Annotated in this window: 24 protein-coding genes; 23 read left to right on the forward strand and 1 reads right to left on the reverse strand. The window is 55.6% G+C overall.

The annotated features are described in order from the left end of the window. Window positions 1-218: 218 nt before the first annotated feature. The 15 genes from O3660_RS06325 to O3660_RS06395 all read left to right on the forward strand — a co-directional run bounded on the left by O3660_RS06325 (window position 219) and on the right by O3660_RS06395 (window position 11,874). The gene (locus tag O3660_RS06325; RefSeq protein ID WP_070826984.1) at window positions 219-614 is read left to right on the forward strand and encodes a hypothetical protein; all 396 of its coding nucleotides are present in this window, start codon (window positions 219-221) and stop codon (window positions 612-614) included. 16 nt (window positions 615-630) lie between these two features. Next, a complete protein-coding gene (locus O3660_RS06330) occupies window positions 631-1,410 on the forward strand; it encodes a hypothetical protein (RefSeq protein ID WP_371464677.1) in 780 nt (259 codons plus the stop codon). Window positions 1,411-1,647: 237 nt separating this feature from the next. After that, window positions 1,648-2,139, forward strand: coding sequence for a terminase small subunit (locus O3660_RS06335; protein ID WP_371464679.1), 492 nt, complete (start codon window positions 1,648-1,650; stop codon window positions 2,137-2,139). Next, entirely contained in the window at window positions 2,099-4,135 is a 2,037-nt protein-coding gene (locus O3660_RS06340; RefSeq protein WP_371464680.1) for a phage terminase large subunit family protein, read from the forward strand. The genes O3660_RS06335 and O3660_RS06340 overlap by 41 nt, the downstream gene beginning before the upstream one ends. Window positions 4,136-4,467: 332 nt before the next feature. After that, complete coding sequence (locus tag O3660_RS06345; RefSeq protein WP_070826988.1) at window positions 4,468-4,671, forward strand: hypothetical protein; 204 nt, start codon at window positions 4,468-4,470, stop codon at window positions 4,669-4,671. A 1-nt stretch (window position 4,672) separates the two neighbouring features. After that, on the forward strand, window positions 4,673-4,954 hold the full coding sequence (locus tag O3660_RS06350; protein ID WP_070826989.1) for a hypothetical protein: 282 nt from the start codon (window positions 4,673-4,675) through the stop codon (window positions 4,952-4,954). Between the two features lie 9 nt (window positions 4,955-4,963). Next, window positions 4,964-6,523, forward strand: coding sequence for a phage portal protein (locus O3660_RS06355; RefSeq protein WP_371464681.1), 1,560 nt, complete (start codon window positions 4,964-4,966; stop codon window positions 6,521-6,523). Beyond that, on the forward strand, window positions 6,504-8,396 hold the full coding sequence (locus tag O3660_RS06360) for a phage major capsid protein (RefSeq protein WP_371464682.1): 1,893 nt from the start codon (window positions 6,504-6,506) through the stop codon (window positions 8,394-8,396). The genes O3660_RS06355 and O3660_RS06360 overlap by 20 nt, the downstream gene beginning before the upstream one ends. A 57-nt stretch (window positions 8,397-8,453) precedes the next feature. After that, window positions 8,454-8,663, forward strand: coding sequence for a hypothetical protein (locus tag O3660_RS06365; protein WP_049351691.1), 210 nt, complete (start codon window positions 8,454-8,456; stop codon window positions 8,661-8,663). Beyond that, on the forward strand, window positions 8,635-8,961 hold the full coding sequence (locus tag O3660_RS06370; RefSeq protein ID WP_371464683.1) for a hypothetical protein: 327 nt from the start codon (window positions 8,635-8,637) through the stop codon (window positions 8,959-8,961). Before O3660_RS06365 ends, O3660_RS06370 begins: the two co-directional genes overlap by 29 nt. 106 nt (window positions 8,962-9,067) lie before the next feature. Continuing rightward, window positions 9,068-9,496 carry a hypothetical protein gene (locus O3660_RS06375; RefSeq protein WP_371464684.1) on the forward strand — a complete coding sequence of 143 codons (429 nt, stop codon included), beginning with the start codon at window positions 9,068-9,070 and terminating at the stop codon, window positions 9,494-9,496. An 11-nt stretch (window positions 9,497-9,507) separates the two neighbouring features. Next, the gene (locus O3660_RS06380; protein WP_082887733.1) at window positions 9,508-9,681 is read left to right on the forward strand and encodes a DUF2635 domain-containing protein; all 174 of its coding nucleotides are present in this window, start codon (window positions 9,508-9,510) and stop codon (window positions 9,679-9,681) included. Further along, the gene (locus O3660_RS06385) at window positions 9,678-11,144 is read left to right on the forward strand and encodes a phage tail sheath subtilisin-like domain-containing protein (protein ID WP_371464685.1); all 1,467 of its coding nucleotides are present in this window, start codon (window positions 9,678-9,680) and stop codon (window positions 11,142-11,144) included. The genes O3660_RS06380 and O3660_RS06385 overlap by 4 nt, the downstream gene beginning before the upstream one ends. A gap of 53 nt (window positions 11,145-11,197) precedes the next feature. Then, the gene (locus O3660_RS06390) at window positions 11,198-11,566 is read left to right on the forward strand and encodes a phage tail tube protein (RefSeq protein WP_371464686.1); all 369 of its coding nucleotides are present in this window, start codon (window positions 11,198-11,200) and stop codon (window positions 11,564-11,566) included. A gap of 14 nt (window positions 11,567-11,580) precedes the next feature. Continuing rightward, window positions 11,581-11,874, forward strand: coding sequence for a phage tail assembly protein (locus O3660_RS06395; protein ID WP_371464687.1), 294 nt, complete (start codon window positions 11,581-11,583; stop codon window positions 11,872-11,874). Window positions 11,875-12,019: 145 nt separating this feature from the next. Here the strand turns inward: O3660_RS06395 and O3660_RS06400 are convergent, their stop codons facing one another. Next, window positions 12,020-12,931, reverse strand: coding sequence for a phage antirepressor N-terminal domain-containing protein (locus tag O3660_RS06400; RefSeq protein WP_371464688.1), 912 nt, complete (start codon window positions 12,929-12,931; stop codon window positions 12,020-12,022). Between the two features lie 317 nt (window positions 12,932-13,248). Between O3660_RS06400 and O3660_RS06405 the strand changes: the two genes are divergently transcribed. Genes O3660_RS06405 through O3660_RS06440 form a run of 8 tightly spaced genes read left to right on the forward strand, consistent with a single transcriptional unit; the run spans window position 13,249 to window position 20,926 of the window. Then, on the forward strand, window positions 13,249-14,049 hold the full coding sequence (locus O3660_RS06405) for a TerB family tellurite resistance protein (protein ID WP_371464689.1): 801 nt from the start codon (window positions 13,249-13,251) through the stop codon (window positions 14,047-14,049). Window positions 14,050-14,095: 46 nt separating this feature from the next. Further along, complete coding sequence (locus O3660_RS06410; protein WP_371464690.1) at window positions 14,096-15,856, forward strand: tape measure protein; 1,761 nt, start codon at window positions 14,096-14,098, stop codon at window positions 15,854-15,856. 10 nt (window positions 15,857-15,866) lie between these two features. Beyond that, on the forward strand, window positions 15,867-17,156 hold the full coding sequence (locus tag O3660_RS06415; protein ID WP_371464691.1) for a DNA circularization protein: 1,290 nt from the start codon (window positions 15,867-15,869) through the stop codon (window positions 17,154-17,156). Window positions 17,157-17,166: 10 nt separating this feature from the next. After that, on the forward strand, window positions 17,167-18,363 hold the full coding sequence (locus O3660_RS06420; RefSeq protein WP_070826999.1) for a phage baseplate assembly protein: 1,197 nt from the start codon (window positions 17,167-17,169) through the stop codon (window positions 18,361-18,363). Continuing rightward, on the forward strand, window positions 18,363-18,914 hold the full coding sequence (locus O3660_RS06425; protein WP_371464692.1) for a phage baseplate assembly protein V: 552 nt from the start codon (window positions 18,363-18,365) through the stop codon (window positions 18,912-18,914). Before O3660_RS06420 ends, O3660_RS06425 begins: the two co-directional genes overlap by 1 nt. A gap of 5 nt (window positions 18,915-18,919) precedes the next feature. Beyond that, the gene (locus O3660_RS06430; RefSeq protein WP_371464693.1) at window positions 18,920-19,342 is read left to right on the forward strand and encodes a phage GP46 family protein; all 423 of its coding nucleotides are present in this window, start codon (window positions 18,920-18,922) and stop codon (window positions 19,340-19,342) included. 19 nt (window positions 19,343-19,361) lie between these two features. Further along, window positions 19,362-20,339, forward strand: coding sequence for a baseplate J/gp47 family protein (locus O3660_RS06435; RefSeq protein ID WP_371464694.1), 978 nt, complete (start codon window positions 19,362-19,364; stop codon window positions 20,337-20,339). Further along, window positions 20,330-20,926 (forward strand): YmfQ family protein, encoded by a 597-nt coding sequence (locus tag O3660_RS06440; protein ID WP_371464695.1) that lies wholly within the window; start codon window positions 20,330-20,332, stop codon window positions 20,924-20,926. The genes O3660_RS06435 and O3660_RS06440 overlap by 10 nt, the downstream gene beginning before the upstream one ends. Window positions 20,927-20,935: the final 9 nt, after the last annotated feature.

The raw sequence follows: 20,935 nt of genomic DNA on the forward strand, positions 1-20,935 counted from the left end.
GACAAACTGGACAAACCAATAAATATAAGGCTTTTGCTATGGACAACACCCTGGACAAGTATGGACAAACCAGATAAAAATTTTGAAAAATGTGGACAATCTAATTTTTGTTGGTTGTTGTTGCTTGGTTTGATATAATTTCATTCATATAAAACAAAGCTCTGCGTTAATTGATGGGGCTACAGGGTAACTGTATGGCGAGATTGATACAGGATTGAATGACAATTAATGGACTGTTGGAATATTGGGCAGATTGGTGTTTAGGCCGGTTTGATTCTTCAGGTCGGTGTTCGAGTAAATTAAATGCGTTGATGGCTTCTGGAGTGTCGTTGCCCGGCAGTTCAAACGCTTTTTCGCAAATTCCATATGGTATTGATGGTGATGCGGTTGCGATGACTGTTGATCGGTATGTGTCTAGGTTGTCGGCAGTGCCCGCGGCGGTGGTGCGGGTTGAGTTTTTAACGGTTGGTAATCAGTTGGAAAAAGCGGCTAATGTATCGCAGCAGTGTGGGGCGGTTGTCAGTCATCAAAACTACCGTGTAACATTGCACCGGACAATCAAGAAACTTGAGGCCAATCCTGAAATTGCATTTTTATTGAGAAAATTGTCTTGACGGGTTGTAACATTTGATGTTTAATTATGACAGACTGTGGTTTACGTGCGTAACGAGACCACAGTTTTTTATTGTCATTACCCGTATAGGCCGTCTGAACCGCCATTCAGACGGCCATTTCTTTGGGGTGGATATGATAAAGATTAAAGTGGATGCCCGCGAAACTGTGCGTTGGTTTGATAATGTGCAGAAAAAACAATTGCCGTTTGCGTGTAGTCGAGCTTTAAACGCTGTGGCAAAAGACGTTAAGACCGCCGAACAAACGGAAATGAAGTCGGTTTTTGCTACTCCGAAAGCTTATACCGTGAATTCGGTTTTTGTCCGAAAGTATGCGCGTAAGGCTGATTTAACTGCTGTTGTTGATTTTAAAGACGGTGGCCGTGGGCGCAGTGCTGCGAAATATCTTGCGGCACAAATCGAAGGTGGGAGCCGTAGGCAGAAGGCGGTGGAATCATTATTGATTGGCCGTGGGTTAATGCCTGCAGGAATGAAGATTGTTCCGGCTGCGGTCAAGCTGGATCAGTACGGTAACATAACGCTTGGCACGTTTAGGCGCATGGTTGCCGGCGTAGCGGCGGGTACGCACTTTGCGCTGCATTGTCGGCATGGCAAGCTTGAGCCTGGGCTTTATCAGCGTAGTAAGCGCGGCAAGGTTAAGCCCTTGCTGATTTATGTGAGTGGTGCCAGCTATGGTAAGCGATTTAAATACTTCGAAACGGCAGAACGTACAGTTCAGTCCAAGTATCGTCAACACTTCGATAGGGAGTTGGCAAATGCTGTGGCAACAGCCCGTTAGGTACTTCCGCCGTTGTTGGACACGCGGGTGATTCGCGCCGCGTTTTTTGTGAAGCGACAGGGGGCGTTAGCTTCCTTACTTGGTTTTGTTTCGATGATTTTTGTGTGTGCTGTGAGTTTTATGGGTGGCCTTTATCCACCCAATTTTTTTAGTGTGTTTCAGATGGCCTGTCATTTTTGGATGGGTGATATTGGGTCTAGTGGCAAGCCGTCTGAAGTGCATTTTTAGGACTTGGATATGCTGGTAAATAAAAGGCAGTTGTCCGAGATTTTAGGCGTGTCCGAACGATCGTTGACGGATTGGCAGAAAGAGGGTTTACCTGTTGCCAGCTATGCCGACAATCGAGGACAGGCAAATGAATACGAAAGCAGTGAAGTTATCCGCTGGATGGTTCAGCGTGAAATTGAGCGACTGAACAAAGAGAAGCCACGCGATAGACTGGACAGGCTTAAAGCTGATGCGATTGAGCTTGATATTAAAGAGAGAACGGGCGAACTTGCCCCGGCCGCGTTGTTTGAACGCGCTTGGTCGGATCATATACTTGCTGCTCGTACCGAATTTTTAACGATGCCTGATATTTTGGCCACCGAATTAAGCGCGACGGCTGGCGTTGAAATCGACCCAGATGCCATTGCCGCCCATATTTACCGAGCGCTTGATAAGCTGGTGAACTACGGAGCCGATGACGATGCAGACAGCGACAACAACGATGCAAGTGCAGATGGCTGATACCGTGTTGCGCGTGTTGCGGCAGGCATGCCAGAAATGGCGTCCGCCGCGTAAGGTAAAAACGCGTGACTGGGCGAATAAGTACCGCTACTTGTCGAGTATTGAAGCAGCCCGACCCGGTAAATATGTTTTGGGCGTTACGCCATATCTTGAGTGGGAAAACAGCCCGCTTGACGCTCTTGATGATCCAAATGTACAAGTGATTTGCTGCCAAAAATCCGCGCAAGTCGCATGGACTTCCGGTGTATTGGGTAACTTTTTGGGCAAGACAATCGACACCGACCCTAGCCCAATACTGGTGCTATTCCCGAAAGAGGGTGCGGCCAAGGAGTATATGGACGAGAAGTTCACGCCGATGGTAGAGGCTACACCTGCCCTGCGTGAAAAAGTCGATACCCGTGCACGCGTGAAAGGGCAAAGGCAGCTATTTAAGAAATTCCCTGGCGGTTTCCTTAAGCTGGTAGGTTCAAACAGCCCGGCTAGCGTGAAATCGTCGCCAGTGCCGATTGTGTGTGTGGAAGAACCAGACGACTGTAACTTAAACCTACGGGGACAGGGCGACAGTATCAAGCTGGCGAAGGAGCGAACAAAAACCTACCGCCGCCCGAAAATTGTTTTAGGTGGAACACCAACCATTGCAGGCGTATCAACCATAGCAGCCGAAATGGAGCTATCCGATAAACGCGTGGGGATGGTGCCATGCCATGAATGTGGCGAGGCGCACGCTTTGAGTTTTGACTACTTAAATTGTGATGAAGATCCAAACGGCAACCATCCCGTTTTCGGCAAGAAATTGCCCGAAACTGCACACTACACCTGCCCGCATTGTGGCAGCGTATGGAACGATATGCAGAAAAACCGCAATGTGAAGCGAGGCTGGTGGCAAGCTACCGCCCCCTTTCATGGCACCGCTGGTTTTTATTTGAACGAGCTTTACAGCCCGTTTCCCGGCAGTGTCTTTTCGGAATTGATGAAGAAATGGCTGACCGCGCAGTACGAGATGGATAACGGCGATGTCGCCCCAATGATTGCATTTGTCAATTCATCAATCGGCATTCCGTTTGAAATGACGAACGACGGCGTTAAAGAGGATGAGCTGGCTGAACGTGCCGAAGACTACCCGGAAAATACCGTGCCACGCGGTGGCCTGTTGTTGACAATGGGTGTTGACGTACAGCACGACCGATTGGCCATTATTATTCGCGCCTGGGGGCGTGGTGAGGAAAGCTGGCTGGTTTGGTGGGGCGAGATACATGGCAATACCGTTGACCCAAAATCAGACGTTTGGCGTAAGCTGGCGGAAATGATTTTTCAGACGGTCTACCGGCATGAAAGTGGTTCCGGTCTGAAGATTGCCGCGGTGTCTATTGACAGTTCGGACGGCAATACGTCTGATGCGGTTTATGGTTTCGTACGCGCCTGCCGCGGTTATAAGAATATCAATGTGATGGCTGTAAAGGGTAGTTCGAACCCGGATAAAGAGATTTTCAGCCGCGCCCGTGCGATTGATCTGAAACACAAAAACACCAAGGCCGACAAATTCGGCGTACAGGTGTATAGCGTTGGGGTGAGCCGTGCGAAAGACCTGCTTATTGATGAGCACGCCCGAATTAATTTAGAAGGTAGCGGCGCCGGCCGTATGCACTTTTATTCAGGCGTACGCGCCGATTACTGCGGTCAGTTGTTGTCTGAAATCAAAGTGCCGAGCCGGATGAATAAGCACAAAAAAGTGTGGCAGAAAAAAGTAGGAGTGCGAAACGAAGCGTTGGACTGTGAAGTGTACGCACTTCATGCCGCCCGTTCGCTGGGTACGCATACCATGTCTGCCACGCGGTGGGCACTTTATGAATCGGCCTTGTTGCAATCGGAACTGTTTTCAGAACCGAAAGCTGAAGCTGATCAGGTTGTTGGATCTGAAACCGGCCACAAAAACAGCAGCGGTTATTCGGCCGTGAACCGTCGCAAGCGTGGCAGCAATTTTGCAACTAATTTTTAAAATCGTATCCTGATTGCGTAGAATGTCAGGCAACTTCACAGGGATAAGCAGCCTATGTTTCTGTGTCGGAATATTGCTGCCGGGGATTTATTCGCCTCGTTAGACAGTTAGGATATGACAGCCGGAAAGACGGCTTTTAAATCATTGACACGTCGGCGGTGGCACTGCACGACGGTGAAGGACCGAGGCCGGAGAGATGTAGCCGGTACAGTCTGTAAACAGCCCGGCGGTGGCGCGTCGTTAGCAAAGGCAACTGCTACTGTTACTCTCAACCGCCGCCCGGCCTGTAAGTTATGCTTACAAGTTAGGGCGGTTTATAACCGCTTAAAACTATGAAAACCAAAATTTTAGACTACATCCGCGCCAATCCCGGCTGCACAACTACCAGTATTAATAAAGCAGTGCGAGAAGATCGAAGCTGGGCAGATTGGATTAATACGCGCAACGATATAGACAACCTGATTAAAGAAGGGTTGGTCAAATCGAGTGAAGGAAACTGTATCACTTTATTTTATTTAATGGATAAGGCCGTCTGAAATGACTATCCAGCAAATCACCGCCGATCAGCGTGAACAGCAGTTCATAGCCGAATTGGATGATGCCCGTGAAATCTTGCAGGTGCTTAAAACCGCCTATAAGGAACATGCTACCGGCCGTGGCTTGACCAAGCGCTACAAAATTAAAGACCGTGAAATGGAGTTTGTCGATTTGGCAGATTTGCTGAAGCAAATCCGCTATTGGGAAAACGAAATCCGGAAATTTGAAGCTGCTTTAGGTTTTTCAGCCCGGCGTAGCGGACGTATTATTTGCCGATTCTAGGATTACACCATGCCAACAAATAACCCAACCGTGCAAAAGCGCGGTTTTTTTGCGCGGTTGTTCGGCAGGCGGGAAGCCGTCCCGAAAACAGCCCGCCGCAGCTTTGCCGGAGCACGTCCGGTCGGATCGCTGGCTTCATGGCAGCCGCAAAACTGGTCGGCGGATGCCTTGGCGCGGTCAGACCTTGACCGCCTGCGTGCCCGCGCCCGCAGCCTTGCTCGCGACAACGACTACATGCGCAAGTTTTTGAACATGGTCGAAAGTAACGTTATCGGGCGCGACGGTTTTGCCCTGCAAATGCGTGTTTTGCTGGATAACGCCGACAAGCCCGATGCCTTGGCGAACAAAGCCATCGAAGCAGCGTTTTCCCGCTGGGCGCGGCGCGGGGTGTGCGACGTTACCGGCCAGATGTCTTTTACCGACCTGCAACGGCTGCTGATTCGCAGCGTGGCGCGGGACGGCGAAGTGCTGATTCGTCATATTTCAGGGTTTGATAATGATTACGGCTATGCGTTGCAGGTGCTGGATATTGACCGTTTGGATACGGGATACAACGTTCCGCAGCAAAACGGGCGTAACGCCGTGCGCATGGGGGTTGAGTTAAACAGCTATTCCCGTCCTGTGGCGTACTGGCTGCGGACGGCGCATCCGGGCGAATCATACGGACAGACGAATACGGGCAATTTACGCGAACGGGTGCCGGCAGCGCAAATCAGCCATATTTTCCTGCACGACCGCCCGGAGCAGCGGCGCGGCTTTCCATGGGTGGCTTCGGCCATCATCGGCCTGCAAAACCTGTCGGGCTATCAGGAAGCGGCCATTATCGCCGCCCGTGTCGGTGCATCGAAAATGGGCTTTTTCAAACAGACGGAAGATGCCGACAACTTTATGCCGCCGATTGACGGGCAAGAGGTCGATAACGGGCGCGGCAGCATCGATTTAATCGATTCGGTCGAGCCGGGTACGTTCCACGAACTGCCGCAGGGTTACGACTTTACGCCGTTCGACCCGGATTACCCGCACGCCAATTACGACGCATTCGTCAAAGCCAGTCTGCGCGGTATCGCCAGCGGTTTGAACGTGGCTTATCACAGTTTGGCGAACGACCTTGAGGGCGTGAACTTTTCCAGTATCCGCAGCGGGACGCTGGAGGAACGCGACACATGGATGACGTTGCAAAACTGGTTTGCCGAAGCGTTCTTGTATGACGTATTCGACCGCTGGATTGAGGCGGCGTTGCTAATGGGCGCAATCAAGATGCCGTCCGGCAAATCGCTGCCTGCCGGCAAGCTGGACAAGTTTAAGGCCTGCAACTGGCAGGGGCGCCGCTGGTCGTGGGTTGACCCGCTGAAAGATATTAATGCGCATAAAGAGGCGGTGGCGCTGACGGTCAAATCCCGCCGCGATATTTGCGCGGAAATGGGTTTGGATTTTGAAGATGTTATTACCCAAATCGAACAGGAAAACCAGATGTTGGCAGGAAAAGGAATCATTGCCGACGTAAAACCGGCCGCATCGGCGGCAGAACCGGAATCGGAGGATAACTCGAATGAAGAAAATGAAGCCTGATAAGGCGCAAATGCAGAAAATGAGCCGCTTTGCCGTATTTCAGCGCGAAAGTGTTGATGTTGAAAAACGGACGGTTGAAGTGGCGTTTTCCAGCGAAGAACCGGTACGCCGCTGGTTCGGCGATGAAGTATTAAGTCATGCGGCGGGCGCCGTTGACTTGAGCCGCCTGAATGACGGCGGCGCGGTGCTGTTCAATCACGCCTGGGGTGACCAAATCGGCGTCATCGAACGGGCTTGGATTGATGCCGACAAGCGCGGCCGTGCTTTGGTACGTTTTGGCAACGGTGCGAAAGCGGCGGAAAAATTCCAAGACGTGCAAGACGGCATCCTACGCCATATCAGCGTTGGCTACCGCGTGGAAGACATGGTATTGGACAATCCCGATGCAGACGATGAGGACTACCGTTACATCGTTACCCGCTGGATGCCGTATGAAATCAGCTTTGTAACCGTTCCGGCAGACCCGACAGTAGGTGTCGGCAGGTCGGTGGAGCCATTTATTGAAAACCCTGTAAACCCAACCCCTGAAAAAGGAAATCGAAACATGGATAAAAATCAAACGCCCACTACGGTGGAAACTCCCGCTGCTGCAACCCCTGCCGCCGCAGCAACCGATACCAACAACACTGCCGAACGCGGTATGCAGAATGAACGCGCCCGCGTTTCCGAACTGTTGGCCATTGGTCGCAGTTACGCCGCCCACGGCGGTATCGAAGCCGCCGAAAAGGTTATTAAAGAGGGTGGCAGTGAAGCCCAATTACGCGCCGCCATCATGGCAAACATGCAGACGAAGCCGACCGTTACCGCCGGTGAAATCGGCATGACGGATAAGGAACAGCGTGAATTTTCCCTTCTGCGCGCCATGTCTGCCGCCGCAACCGGCAAATGGGACAAAGCGGGCTTGGAACGCGAAGTGTCGGAAGAGTTGGAAAAACGACATGGTCGTGCAGCGGCGGGCTTCTTTGTGCCGACTGATTTGATTGCCCGCGCTTACAGCAAAGGCTATGCGGCAAACGGCGGCAACGTCATCGAAAACGACTTCCGCGAAGACTTGTTCATCGAACTGTTGCGCAACAGACTTGCCGTTGCCCAGTTGGGCGCCACCGTACTGGACGGCTTGGTCGGCGACATCACCATTCCGAAACACCTGACCGGCAACACCGTTCAATGGGTGTATGAAAACGGCAGCGCGTCCGAATCGAACGCCACTTTCGGACAAATGAGCCTGAAACCGAAAACCATTACCGCCAATACCGAATTGAGCCGCAAATTCATTTTGCAGTCTTCGCTGTCTGCCGAACAGTTCGCCCGCAGCGAATTGTTGAAAGCGATGATGCTGGGTATCGATTTGGCGGCCATCAACGGCAAAGGTACCGGCAACGAACCGACCGGCATCCTGAACACTGCCGGCATCGGCGCGGTGGAAATCGGTGCGAACGGTGGTGCGCCCGAATGGAAGCATATCGTCGCTTTGGAAAGTGCCATTGCCGCCGCCAATGCCGACATCGGCGATTTGGCCTACATCACCAATGCCCGCGTGCGCGGTTTGCTGAAAACCAAGCTGAAGGCCGACGGCGTGTCCGGCTACATCTGGCAGGACGGCGCAACGCCGTTGAACGGCTACCGTTGCGCGGTATCAAACCAAATTCCGTCCAACCTGACCAAAGGCACGGCGGCCAACAACTGCAGTCCGCTGATTTTCGGTAACTGGTCTGATCTGATGATTGCACACTGGGGCGTTTTGGATGTGATCGTTGATCCGTACACCAAGTCTACTGCGGGCGCGGTACGCATCACCACGTTGCAAGATGTGGATATTGCCGTCCGTCATGTCGAATCCTTTGCCGCCATTAAAGACATCGTGGCTGCTTGATTGTGAAACCCAAGGTCGTCTGAATTTCAGACGACCTTATTGATTGAGGTATTAAAAATGGCAAAAATCAAAATTATCCCGACTCGTAGTTTTTTCGATGGTGAACAGATGTTTGCCGTAGGGAAAAAATATTCGGTGGACGAATCTGCGGCGGCTGTCTATATCCGCGAAGGTTGGGCGGCAGAAGCGCCTGCCAAAGAGGCTGAATCCTCTGGTGCCGATGGCGGTAACGCATCCGGTGAGGGCGGCGAGGGCGGCAGTGTTTAATGAGCCGCTGAACGTGTTTACCAATCCTGCCGATTTCGGTGAAACCGTGATGATTGGCGGGCAGCCGGTGCGCTGCATTTTCGACCGCGAATACGCCACAGATAACGGCTACGGCATCTCTGCTGGCAATGCCGATCCGTATTTAATCTGCCTTTCCGCCGAGCTGCCGGACACGGTGGCGGAAGCGGAAATACAGGTGCGGGGCGTTGCCTACCGGGTAGCCGAAGTGCAGGCCGACGGCACCGGCATCACCGTTTTACAGTTGAGGGCGAAAAATGAGCCGGCACCAACTTACTGACATCCGCGCCGCCGCCGTGGCGCTGCTGCGTACCAAGTTTAGACGGGTGTATCCCTATCGTTGGGTGGCGCCAGCGCAAAACAAACTGCCGTGCGTGGTGGTATCGGTGGCATCCCGCAGCAGCAGCGTATTTAACGCCGCGCCGCTGGAATTGCGGCACGAAGCACAGCTGGCCGTTACCTGTATTGTGCAGGGCAACGAAAAAACCGAAGACGTGGCGGAGGAAATGACCGCGCTGGCGGAAAAACTGTTTTATGCCAACCCCACACTCGGCGGCGAGCTGGGCGAGGATTTGCTGCCGCTGTCGCTCACCATCGAGGCCGAAGACCAAGGCGAATACGTGAGCGTATTTTACACCCAGCTGTGGCAGGCGGTGTGGTATGAGCAGGCCGGCGATTATGTGGGCGATGAAAACCACCACCCGCAGGCGCATATCGGCCCGCAGCTGATCACCGAGGCACAGATGGCCACGCACTGGCAACTGTATGGTAGCAATTCCGAGATTGATGCCGAAGACAACATCCCGAAAAGCTGAAAGGGGCTTTTATGACTACGTTTTATGTGCGACCGGTTGGCGATTATCTAATCACCGACCCGGCCACCGGCGAGCCGCTGCCGAAAGACGGCGCGCAGGTGGAGAAAAACAACTACTGGCTGCGCCGCCTGAATGCGGGCGAAGTAGAGGCGGTGGCCGGCAAAGACAAAGAGGCTAACAAATGACGATTGCATTTAATGAGATTCCCGGCACCCTGCGCGCGCCGGGCAGCCGCACCGAATTTAACAACGAGCTGGCCAAAAAAGGCGCAAATATCAAGCCTTATCGCGCCTTGCTGATTGCACCGGTCACCGGCGGCAGCGCGGAAGCAGGCAAGGCCGTGCCGATTACCCGCCTGGAGCAGGCTGCCGGTATGTTTGGTGCGGGCAGCCTGATGTATTGGGCGGCCAAAGGCTGGTTTGACAACAAAGGCGGCGACATCGAAACCTTCGCCCTGCCTTTGTCCAACACCTCCGGCTCGGCCGCCAGTGGCAAAATCCAAATTGCCGGTATGGTGCAGGATAGCGGCGTGGTGTATCTCTACATCGGTGGGCAGGCAGTCAAGCTGGCGGTAAAAGCCAATGATGGCGCTGCTGCCGTGGCTACCGCGCTGGCAGCCGCCATGAATGCCGCCGTCGATTTGCCGGTGAGTGCGCAGGCAGATGCCGGTGCAGTAACGCTGACGGCCAAAAACAAGGGCTTGCCCGGCAACGAGATTGACCTGCGGCTCAATTATTATCCGCGCGACGAGCAAACGCCAACCGGCCTCACTATTTCCATCACTGCAATGGCCGGCGGCGCGGGTACGCCGGATTTGTCCGCCGCCTTGGCCGGGCTGGGCGATAAACAGTTTGATGTGATGGTGATGCCGTTTACCGATGCCGCCAGCCTGAAGGCGGTGGAGGATGAATTGGCTTCCCGTTGGGGGCCGATGCGCGCCATCGGCGGTTTGGTGTTTGTCGCCAAGGCCGACAACTACGCCGGGCTTACCACGCTGGGCAACGGCCGCAATAGTCCGTTTTCGGTGATCGGCGGTTTGCCCGGTGTGCCTAATTTGCCGGTACAGCTGGCTGCAGCGACTGCCGCACAGGCCGCGTTTGCCGCACAAAACGACCCGGCACGCCCGTTCCAAACTTTGGAACTCAAAGGTATCCTGCCGCCCGCCGACAGCGCCCAGCTTACCCTGCAGGAGCGCAACCTGCTGCTGTATAACGGCATCTCCACCTACCGCACCAACGCAGGCGGCGCGGTGATGATCGATATGCTGATCAGCACCTACAAAGTGGGCAAACTGGGGCAGGCCGATGAGAGCTATCTGCTGATTAACACGGTGTGGACATTGAGCTATCTGCGCTATGACTGGGACACCTATATCCAGCAAAAATACCCACGGCACAAGCTGGCGGATGACGGCAACAAATTCCCATCCGGCCAGCCGATTATGACCCCCTCCGGCATGAAGGCCGAAATGGTGGCGCGCGCGCAGATTTGGCAGGCATTGGGTTTGGTGGAAAACATCGACCAGTTCACCGCCGACAGCTACGCCGAACGCAACATCGGCAACCCAACCCGCCTCGATACATTCATGGTGCCCGACCTCGTGAACCCGTGGATTATCACCGGTAACGTGATTGCGTTTATCGTTTAACCCCTAACGCCCCGCAGGCTGCCTGAAAGCCTGCGGGGTTTGGAGCAAATATCATGGCAAAATCAAACCGCCGTGCTGGCGTGATTTTTTTCAAAGTCAATGGCAACCAGCTGGATGCCAAAGGCAACTTTACCTACAACTTGGGAAAAGGCAAGCGTGAGGCGATTATCGGCGCGGACGGCGTGCACGGTTACAAAGAGATCCCGCAAACGCCGTTTATCGAAGGCGAAATCACCGACCGACCCGATTTGAAACTGGCCGATTTAACCAGCATCGACAATGCCACCGTTACCCTGCAGCTAGCCAGCGGCAAAACCGTGGTGCTTTCAGATGCCTGGTATGCCGGCGAGGGCACGGGCAACACAGAAGAGGCCAATATCGGCGTGCGCTTCGAGAGCAAATACGAAGCGCAGGAAATTTAAAGGAAAACAAGCAAATGGATAAACTTATTATTCAGTTGAGCAGCCCGATCCAGTTCGGGCGCGAAGAAATCAGCGAACTGGACATCCGCCGCCCGACCGGCCGCGATTTGATGGGCTTGGAGATTAAATTCAGCCCGGACAGCTTGATTTTGGATGCCAAAACCCTGTTTGCGCTGGTGGGTAAACTGACCAACATCCCGCCTAACGTGCTGGCGCAGATGGATAGCGCAGATGTCTTTGTGTTGAGCGCGGAGATGCAGGGTTTTTTGCTGTCTGGCCGCCAGACTGGGCAGACTACGCCGCAGTAGTGGCCTATACCTTCAAGGGCAGCGCCGGCGACGTGCTGGCGCTGGATATTGACGAGCTGCAGTGGTGGTATGAGCGGGCGGGCTGGATTCGGGAGCAACTGGAAGAGTAAGGCTACCTGAAAGCGGTTTCAGGTAGCCTGACGGTTTAGCCGGTGATGACGCGGCTGATGAGGTTATGCAGCTTGCCCACTTCGTTCAACACCCAATTCAAGGTGTTTTCGGAGGTGCCGGGCAGCTCGTTGTAATCGCGCTTGCGCTCGTAGGCTTCGATCAGCACCTCGTGCAGCAAGGAAACCATAAACAGCCCGCCCCTGGTGCGGCGCTCGTATTCGCCGCGATCCAGTTCGGTATATTCGAAATCGGCCAGGATGGCGTCGAGCATATCGCCGCCGTTGCCCGCCGAGAGCCAGCGGAAATGATGCTGCAGTTCGTCGCCGCCGCTGCAGCTTTCGGCCTGCCCTGCCACCATCGGCAGCCCGGCGGCGGTTTGCGTTTTGCGGTGCAGCCGCCGGATCATGCCCACCAGTTCGTGATAGGTGGCCTCATGCGGCCGCTTGCCGAAGGTGTCGATAAAGAAGCGCTCCACGTTGCCGTCGCACCAGTTGTGGATTTCCTTTAAGCGGTCGCACAGCATGAGCAGCACCTGTTGCAGTTCTTTGCGGGTGGGCAGTTCGGTGACCACGGCGGGCAGCGCCACGGTGGGCGGCTGCTTGGGCTGCATAAAATGCGCGGCGAGCACTTGGAAGCATTCACGCTGGTATTGCAGCAGGCGTTCGCGGATTTGCGGTTTCGCGCGGCGGGCATCGACGCCGAACAGCCAGCCGTTGAGGTATTCCAGCGGCAGGCAGAGGGTTTCTTGTTTGCCACCGTTTGAAGGGGTGGTCATCATAACCACACCTTGTGCCATGACGCTGTTCCGCATGATGCGTTGCCGTTGGGCGCGCCAATCCAAGCCGATATTTTCACAAATCGGCTTCATGGCAACGTAGTGCTGGTGGTTTTGGGTGAATACGGGGATGGTTTGACCGTGGAACGGGATAGATTGAGGGTGAGCCATAATAGTTTCCTTTGTCTTAATTTCGAAGTTGCCCCGGAAAGGGGCGGCCGCGAGGTTCGAAAACCTAGACAAAGAGGCCGGCGTTATTCCCTGCCAAGGCAGGTATTGTATTCCGCGCCCTCGCGGCCATAGGAAACTTGGCTGTAACAAATCAACAACACGGGAGCCGTGAATCTTATGGACGTAAAAATATCGCGGTAACGGTGCGATGCCGTTTGTCTTGAGGTTTTCGACGCCTCGTGGAGCGCACTCTATCGTATGAGGATTGCCTTGTCAAGATTAGCGTTATAAGATGTTTCCTTTTATAAGGAGATGTTATGCTTAGCAAATTGTTGGCGCTCCTATTTCATCGTAAACATCATCCATCCTTGCCGCCGTTTAATCGGAAAATTGAGCGGAGCAATGATTTTGACGATGCCGACAGACACGGATTGCTCGACTATGGGGGGAATACTTTACACACATATATTGACCGGGAATTACCGCAGATGCTGCCGCTGGAGCTACCCGCCCATATTGAATATTGCGATGGCATGGGCAACCACAGCAGCAGGGATATTGAGATCCATAGTTTCGCGCAAGACGGGGTTGATGGCTGGGTGAATGCATTTTGCGTGTGGCGGCAGGCGGAACGTAGCTTTATCTATCGGCGGATAGATAATTTTATTGACCGTATTACGGGGGAGGTTATGTCGGGTAGCATGTTGGCGAAATATTTATTTGATTTGTATATAATCACGCCGCATGGGAAACTGGCAAAACCATTGCAGCAATATAAGAATATTTTGCGGGTGTTAATAAGTGTGGCACGCGCCGATCGGCGCATGACCGTAAGGGAACGGCAGATAATCGTGGATTATCTGCTGGAACTGGCGGGGCTGCCTAATAGCGATGATTTGACTGCTGCGGCACATCAAAGCATAAAAGAAGAAATATTTGAATATGGTAGTATCCGTTCATTTAATAGTGCACTTCGCCAAATCGCGCAAAGACATCCTCAAGAGCGCGAACGGTTGTATGCAATGCTCGAAAAAGTGGTTGCTGCCGATAAAAAGACCACCACTGAAGAGCAAAAATATATAGATTGGGCAAAGAAAATTTTGATTATCAATGAATAGTAGTCGGCCGCCTGAATATCAGGCGGCTTTTTTATGGAGCAGCAAAATGTCCAAACCGAAAACCGAAATCGAAGTAACCGTACAAGACCGGGCCAGCCGCGCCTTGCGCACCATCCGCGAACGTTTCGGCGCGCTGAATAACGGGCGCGTGGGGCGGGCAATGGCGCAGGTGTCGCGGGCTACCGATCAGGCCACCGCCACCCTGAAACATTATGCGGCGGCCGGGGCGGTGCTGGCTGCTGGCGCGGTGTTTATGGTTAAGGGCGTGGTGGATACCGCCAGCGAATTTGAGCGCTACCGTAGCGTGCTGGAAACCATCGAAGGCAGCAGTGAAAAAGCCAGGCAGTCGATGGCGTGGGTAAGCGAGTTCGCAACGAAAACGCCATACGAATTGAGCGAAGTGAACGAAGCCTTTGTGAAGCTGAAATCCTACGGCCTCGACCCGATTAAAGACGGGCTGCTGACCACACTGGGCGATACTGCTGCCGGTATGGGCAAGCCGCTGATGCAGACGGTGGAGGCGATTGCCGATGCCATGACCGGGCAAAATGAGCGCCTGAAAGAGTTTGGGATTAAAGCGGAAGCCATTAAAGGTACTAACCGCATCATCTACGAATACACCGATAAACACGGGCGCCAGATGAGGGCAATGGCAGACAAGAACAACCGCGAACAAATCCGCGCCACCCTGCAGACCATTTGGAACGAAAAATACGGCGGGGCGATGGATAAGTTGTCAGGCACATTTGCTGGCATGATGTCCAACCTATCGGACAACTGGGAGCGCTTTAAGCTGATGATCGCCGATTCTGGCGTGTTCGACTATCTAAAAAATAAACTAAGCGGACTGCTGGAAAAAATCGATGCGATGGCGCAAGACGGCAGCCTGCAGAAACTGGCCGAAACCATCGGCAAAAACTTGGTAACCGCCTTTGAAAAAGCCTGGGAATTTGGTACCAAGTTATACGAGAAATTCAACGAAATCAACAATTATCTCGGCGGCTTTGGTAACACAATGCTGGTGGTGGCGGCGATTCTATCCCTGCCGCTGGTAGCGGCGTTTGTGAATGTGGCGTGGGCGGTAGGCTCGCTGGCGGTGGCTTTAATCGGCGCGCTGCCGGCGATTTGGGGCTTTACCGCCGCGCTGCTGGCCAATCCGATCACGTGGATTATCGGGCTGGTGGCGGCGTTTGCCGGTTTGGTGTATGTGATATGGCGCAACTGGGACGGCATCGGCGCCTATTTCAGCCGATTGTGGGATGAGGTGTCGGGCGCGTTTGCCGAGGCGTGGGAACTGATTAAGGAGCTGTGCGCTTCGGCGTTTGAGGCGCTTGGCTACTTATTTCTCAATTTTACGCCTGTAGGTTGGATGATCCAGTCGATGACGGCGGTGTGGGGCTACCTGAAAGGGGTGTGGCCGCAAATCCGGCAAACCTTTGTTGCCGCACTTTCCGCCATCGGCGGGGTGTTGTCCGGCTTCTCACCGATCAACCTGATGCGCGGCGGTTTTGAGGCGCTGAAAGGCTATATTTCCGGGGTATGGGACTGGATACGCGGAAAGCTGCAGTGGGCATTGGACAAGTTGGAATCACTGGGCAATACGGTGCGTTCGGTGTTCGGTGGCGGCGATGGCGCGGCGGCTCCGGGTACGGGCCCTGCAGGTGCGCTGGTGGGTAAAATGCAAAACCTGAATAAGGTGGCGGTACATATTGACCACAGCAATGTGCCGCGCGGCACGCGGATGCAGGCTCGGGCCAGCAACGGCGTGCAGTTGAGCACTAAGCAAGGTTACAGCCTGGCAACTTAGGAGCAAAAAAATGGCGTGGAAAGACAGGCTGCGGCCGGCCTCTTTTAAACAGGCGGCATTCGGCGTGGAAGCGCACAGCAGCGAGCAGGGTCGGCGGGTGGTGGTACACGAATACCCCGGCCGCGACAAGCCCTACGTGGAAGACCTCGGCGCGAAGGCACGGGGTTTTACGCTGCGCGGCTTTGTGGTGGGCAAGGACTACCAGCAAGCCCGTGATGCGCTGCTGGATGCGGTAAACGCTCCCGGGCCCGGCCAGTTGGTGCACCCGTATTTCGGTGCGCTGCGCGTGGTATGCACAGCGGTAAGCGTGAGCGAGAGCGGCGAAGCCGGTGGCATGGCGGTGTTTGATTTAACCTTTGTGGAGGCGGGCGAGAGCCGCTATCCGGCGGCGGAATCCGACCCGGCAGGCAACCTGTTGGATGCGGCGGATACGCTGGACGGGCAGCTGGCCGAAGCCTTCGGCAAGTGGTTTGATTTGGACGGCTTGCCGGATTTTTTAAGCCGCGACAATCTGCAGGCGCTCACCGAGCGCATCCAGCGACTGACTACGGTGGGCGGTCTGCTGGATTTGTCCAAACAATCGCCGTTTTTGCGGCAGGTGCGGCAGTTGTTGGATGCGGTGGGCGAGCTATCGGCAACACCGGCGGTGTTGGGTAGCCGCATCATCGGACTGTTTACCGATTTAACCGGCAGCTTCGGCCAGCCTTTGGGCGGCATTATGGGGCTGGCCAAGGCGTTTCGCACAGGGAAGCGCGAAGTATCGCGCGGGCTGCCAGCCAACCCTACGCCGTATCAGCGTGCCGAATCCAACCGGCAGGCGGTGCAGGTGTTGTTTGAGGCTGCGGCTTTAAATGCGGCTGCGGCCACGGCGGTTGTGCGGCCGGATGATGTGCATATCGAGCTGCCGCAGCCGGGTGGCAATTTCGGTGGCGGCAGCAACCAACCATCCAGCCGCATTGCGCCGAAGGCGGCCGCCGCCCCGCTGTTTGAATCGCTGGATGAGGCGGTGGCGCTGCGCCGCCTGCTATTGGCGTGGTTAGACGAGCTCGCGCCGCAGCTGCCGGATTCGGCATTTTCGGCGGCGCAGGATTTGCGCGCCGCTATCGTGCAGGCTTTGCCGGACACGGAAAACGAACTGCCGCGCCTAGTGGATTACACCCCGCAGCGCCCGCTGCCAGTGGTGGTATTGGCTTATCGCTTGCACGGCGATGCGCGGCGCAGCAGCGAGATTTTGCGGCATAACCCGGTCGCGCATCCGGGCTTTATGCCGGTGCGCCCGCTGCGGGTGTTGTCGGATTAAGGAGCAGTAAATGGCTATCGAGCTATTGGTAAACGGCGTTTTGTACGGCGGTTGGACGAGCGTATCCATCAGCCGTAGCATCGGCACTGCCGCTGGTGCATTTAACATCGAGTGCACCGAAAACGTGGGCGGCGAGGCAATACATTGGCCGATCCGCCCGAACGACGAGTGCGAAGTGCGGGTGGCCGGGCAGGTGGTGATTAAGGGCTATATCGACAAAACCACGCTCGATGTATCGGACAGCAGCCACAGCATTGCCGTGGCCGGACGGGATAAAACCGGCGATTTGGTGGATTGCGCCGCTGCCGTGAAGCAATGGCGTAATGTGTCGATTTTGGACTTGGCTAAAGAGCTGTGTGCGCCGTTTAGTATCGAGGTGGTGTTGGAGACCGAGCCGGGCAAGCCGCTGGCGGTGTTTAAAACCGAGCCGGGCGAAACGGTATTTAAAGCCTTGGAACGGGCGGCGAAAATCGCCGGTATTTTGCTGGTACAGGCACGGGGCGCATTGGTTTTGACCCATGCCGGAGCACAACAGGCGGCTACGCCGCTGGTTTTAGGCGGCAACATCAAATCCGGCACGGCCGATTACGATTATTCGGAGCGGTTTTCAGAATACACCATCACCGGCCAGCGGGCGGGCAAAGACAACGACCACGGCAAGGCGGCGGCTCATGTGCGCTCGGCAGTTAAGGATGAGGCCATCAAGCGCCACCGGCCGTTTGCCAAATCCGCCGACGGGCAGGCTACGCCCGAGATGGCACGGCGGCAGGCGGAATGGGAAAAGCAGGTGCGCGAAGCGAAAAGCACTCAGCTATCCTGCACAGTGGCGGGCTGGACGCAGCACAATGGCCAGCTGTGGGACATCAACCAGCGGGCACAAGTGGAAGCGGCTACGCTGGCAGTACAGGGCGAATTGCTGATTTCGGCGGTCGAGTACGGCTACGATGATTCGGGCGAGATAACCAAAATCGAGCTAATCCGCCCGGAAGCGCTGCTGCCATCGCCCGAAGCAGCGGAAAAAGCCAACCGCAACACCGCCGCCAAACCCGCACGCGGTAAAGGCCACAGTGGCGGTAAAGGCCGCAGTGGCGGCAAACGCGGGCGGCAGGGTAAGGGGCAAAACGCGGTATCCGGCGATGTGCTGGTGATCAAACCCGATGCGCAAGGCAATTACAAACCCGGAAACTTTGAAAGAGGAAAATCATAATGCAGGCGCTGAAAAACATGATCGGCCGCGCGATTTTAAATTTAATTAACGATGCCGCCGCCACGCAAACCGTTACCCTGGAGGCGCAGGCGGGCGATGTGCATGACGAGGTGGAGCTGTTCCAGCCATTCGGTTTTTCGGCACATCCGCCGGTGGGCAGCGAGGCGGTGGTGGTATTTGTGGCGGGAAACCACGACCACCCGATTGCCTTGTGCGCCGAGCACAAGGGCACGCGCCGCAACAATCTGGCCGAGGGTGAGGCGGCGGTTTACAACCTATGGGGGCATCACATCACGCTGTACAAAGACAAATGCGTGATAGAGACCCCTGTGTTTGAGGTTAATGCCAAAACATCAGCCACCATCAAAGCGCCGAAAATTACGCTGGACGGCGAAGTAAACGGCACCAAATCGGCGGTGTTTGCCCAAGACGTGAAAGACCAAGGCGGCAAATTTAGCATGGGCTTGATGCGCGCGCTGTTTAACCGCCACACCCACCACGAAAACGACGGCGGCGGCAATACCGACCAGCCGAACGAACAAATGGAGTAAGCATTATGCTGGGACTGATGCCTCAAGCAGACGGCGGCTGCCGCCTGTTGTTTGCCGGGGTGGATTGGCTTAAATCGGCAGTATGGATGAGCCTGGGCACCGACCGGCGTGCCGAAAACGACGATGTACTGCCCGGCGGAGACGGCGACAAGCGCGGCTGGTGGGGCGATAGCTTCCGCCCGCGCCGTATCGGCTCGCGGCTGTGGCTGCTGGAACGGCAGAAAATTACTGCCGACACCTTGCTGCGGGCGGAGGAATATGCCGCCGAGGCGCTCGCCTGGCTCACAGAAAAGAAAATCGCAGCGGCAGTGCGGGTGCGGGCGGAGCGGCACACGCTCACTTGCGCGATGTTGTATATCGAAATCGAAAAAGACGGCGGAGAAATCCGCCGTTTTGATTATTTGTGGAGCGTAAATCATGGCGTTTGAACGACCAAGCCTACCGGAATTGTGCCGGCGGGTGGAATTGGACATCAGCAGCCGCCTCTCGCCCTACCAGCACCCGCAGGAAGGTGATGTGGCATCGGTATTCGGCGCAGCTTTGGGCGCGGCATCGCACCTCTTGCACGGGCATTTGGATTGGATTGCTCAACAAATGCTGCCAATCACGGCCGCAGGCGATGACCTCGACCGCCACGCCCGCACCTGGCTTACCGTGCCGCGCAAGCCCGCCGCGTTTGCCAGCGGTCAGGCTACTGTGTCCGTCGGCCTGCCTTTGGTGGGTGATGAGCTGCGGCGTGAAGACGGTGTGCGCTATTCTGTGCGCGCGGTGTCCGGCAATACAGTGCTGCTGGATGCGTTGGAGCCGGGCCCGGCAGGCAACGCCAGCGCCGGGGCAGTGTTGCGCCACAGCGGCGGCATGGCCACGGTGGATAGTGGCGGTCTCTCCGGCGGCGCAGCGGCAGAAAGCGACGAAGAGCTGCGCGAACGCTTACTGCAGCGCATCCGCAACCCGCCGATGGGCGGCAGTGTAGCGGACTATATCCGCTGGGCGCTCGAGGTGCCGGGTATTGCCCGCGCTTGGGTTAAGCCAAACAGCGGCGAGATTAACCACGTGGTGGTGTATGTGGCAGGCGGCGACAACATTGTGCCCAACAGTACGCTGTTGGATGCGGTACGGCAGCATTTAGAGCTACTGCGCCCGGTAACGGCGCGGGTGTCGGTCGTCGCGCCGCGCCTAAAAACCGTGGCGCACCGCATCAAAGTGTATCCCGATACCGCCGCTGTGCGGCAGGCGGTGGAAAACTCACTGCGTCTGTTTTACCGGCGCGAAGCTTCGCTGGGCTCGGTTATCCGTATCTCGCGCATCAGCGAGGCGGTTAGTTTGGCGGCGGGCGAAACACACCATATGTTGCTTGCGCCCACAGCGGATGTGGTGTGTGAGCAAGACGAAATCGCGGTGCTGGGAGGTATCTCGTGGACTTAAGCATCAGGCAGGCTGCCTACCGCAGCCAACTTACCGCGCTGCTGCCCACCGGCCGCGCCTGGGCAACCGAATCCGACCCGGCGCTGGCCGATTTTATTGCGGCGCTGGCATTAGAGCTAGCCCGTATTGAGCAACGCGCCACCGAACTGCTGGCGGAAGCCACGCCATACGGCGCATACGAAACATTGCCGGAGTGGGAGGCTACTGCCGGGCTGCCGGATGAATGCAGCGCAGCGGCAGCCGGCGATATTCAGGCGCGGCGCATGGCGCTGGTAGCGCGGCTGGCAGGCGGCGGGGCGCAAAGCAAGGCGTTTTATCTGCACCTGTTGCGCGTATCCGGGCAACCACAGGCGGAAATCACCGAGTTTTACCCGGCCACCTGCAATGATGACTGCAATGCCGCGCTGTACTCCGACAATGACAGCTATTGTTGGGCGGTATCGTTGCGCGGCAGCGGAGACCACCGACCGGCCAACTGCAACGATGATTGCAACAGCCCGCTGCAGCTGTATCAAAGCAGCGCTATTGAGTGCGTGCTCAACAGGCTTAAACCGGCGCACACTTATCTGATTTTTAAATATGTTTAGGAGCGATTG

This window comes from Neisseria sp. 27098_8_139 (assembly GCF_041433195.1).
Classification (GTDB): domain Bacteria; phylum Pseudomonadota; class Gammaproteobacteria; order Burkholderiales; family Neisseriaceae; genus Neisseria; species Neisseria subflava.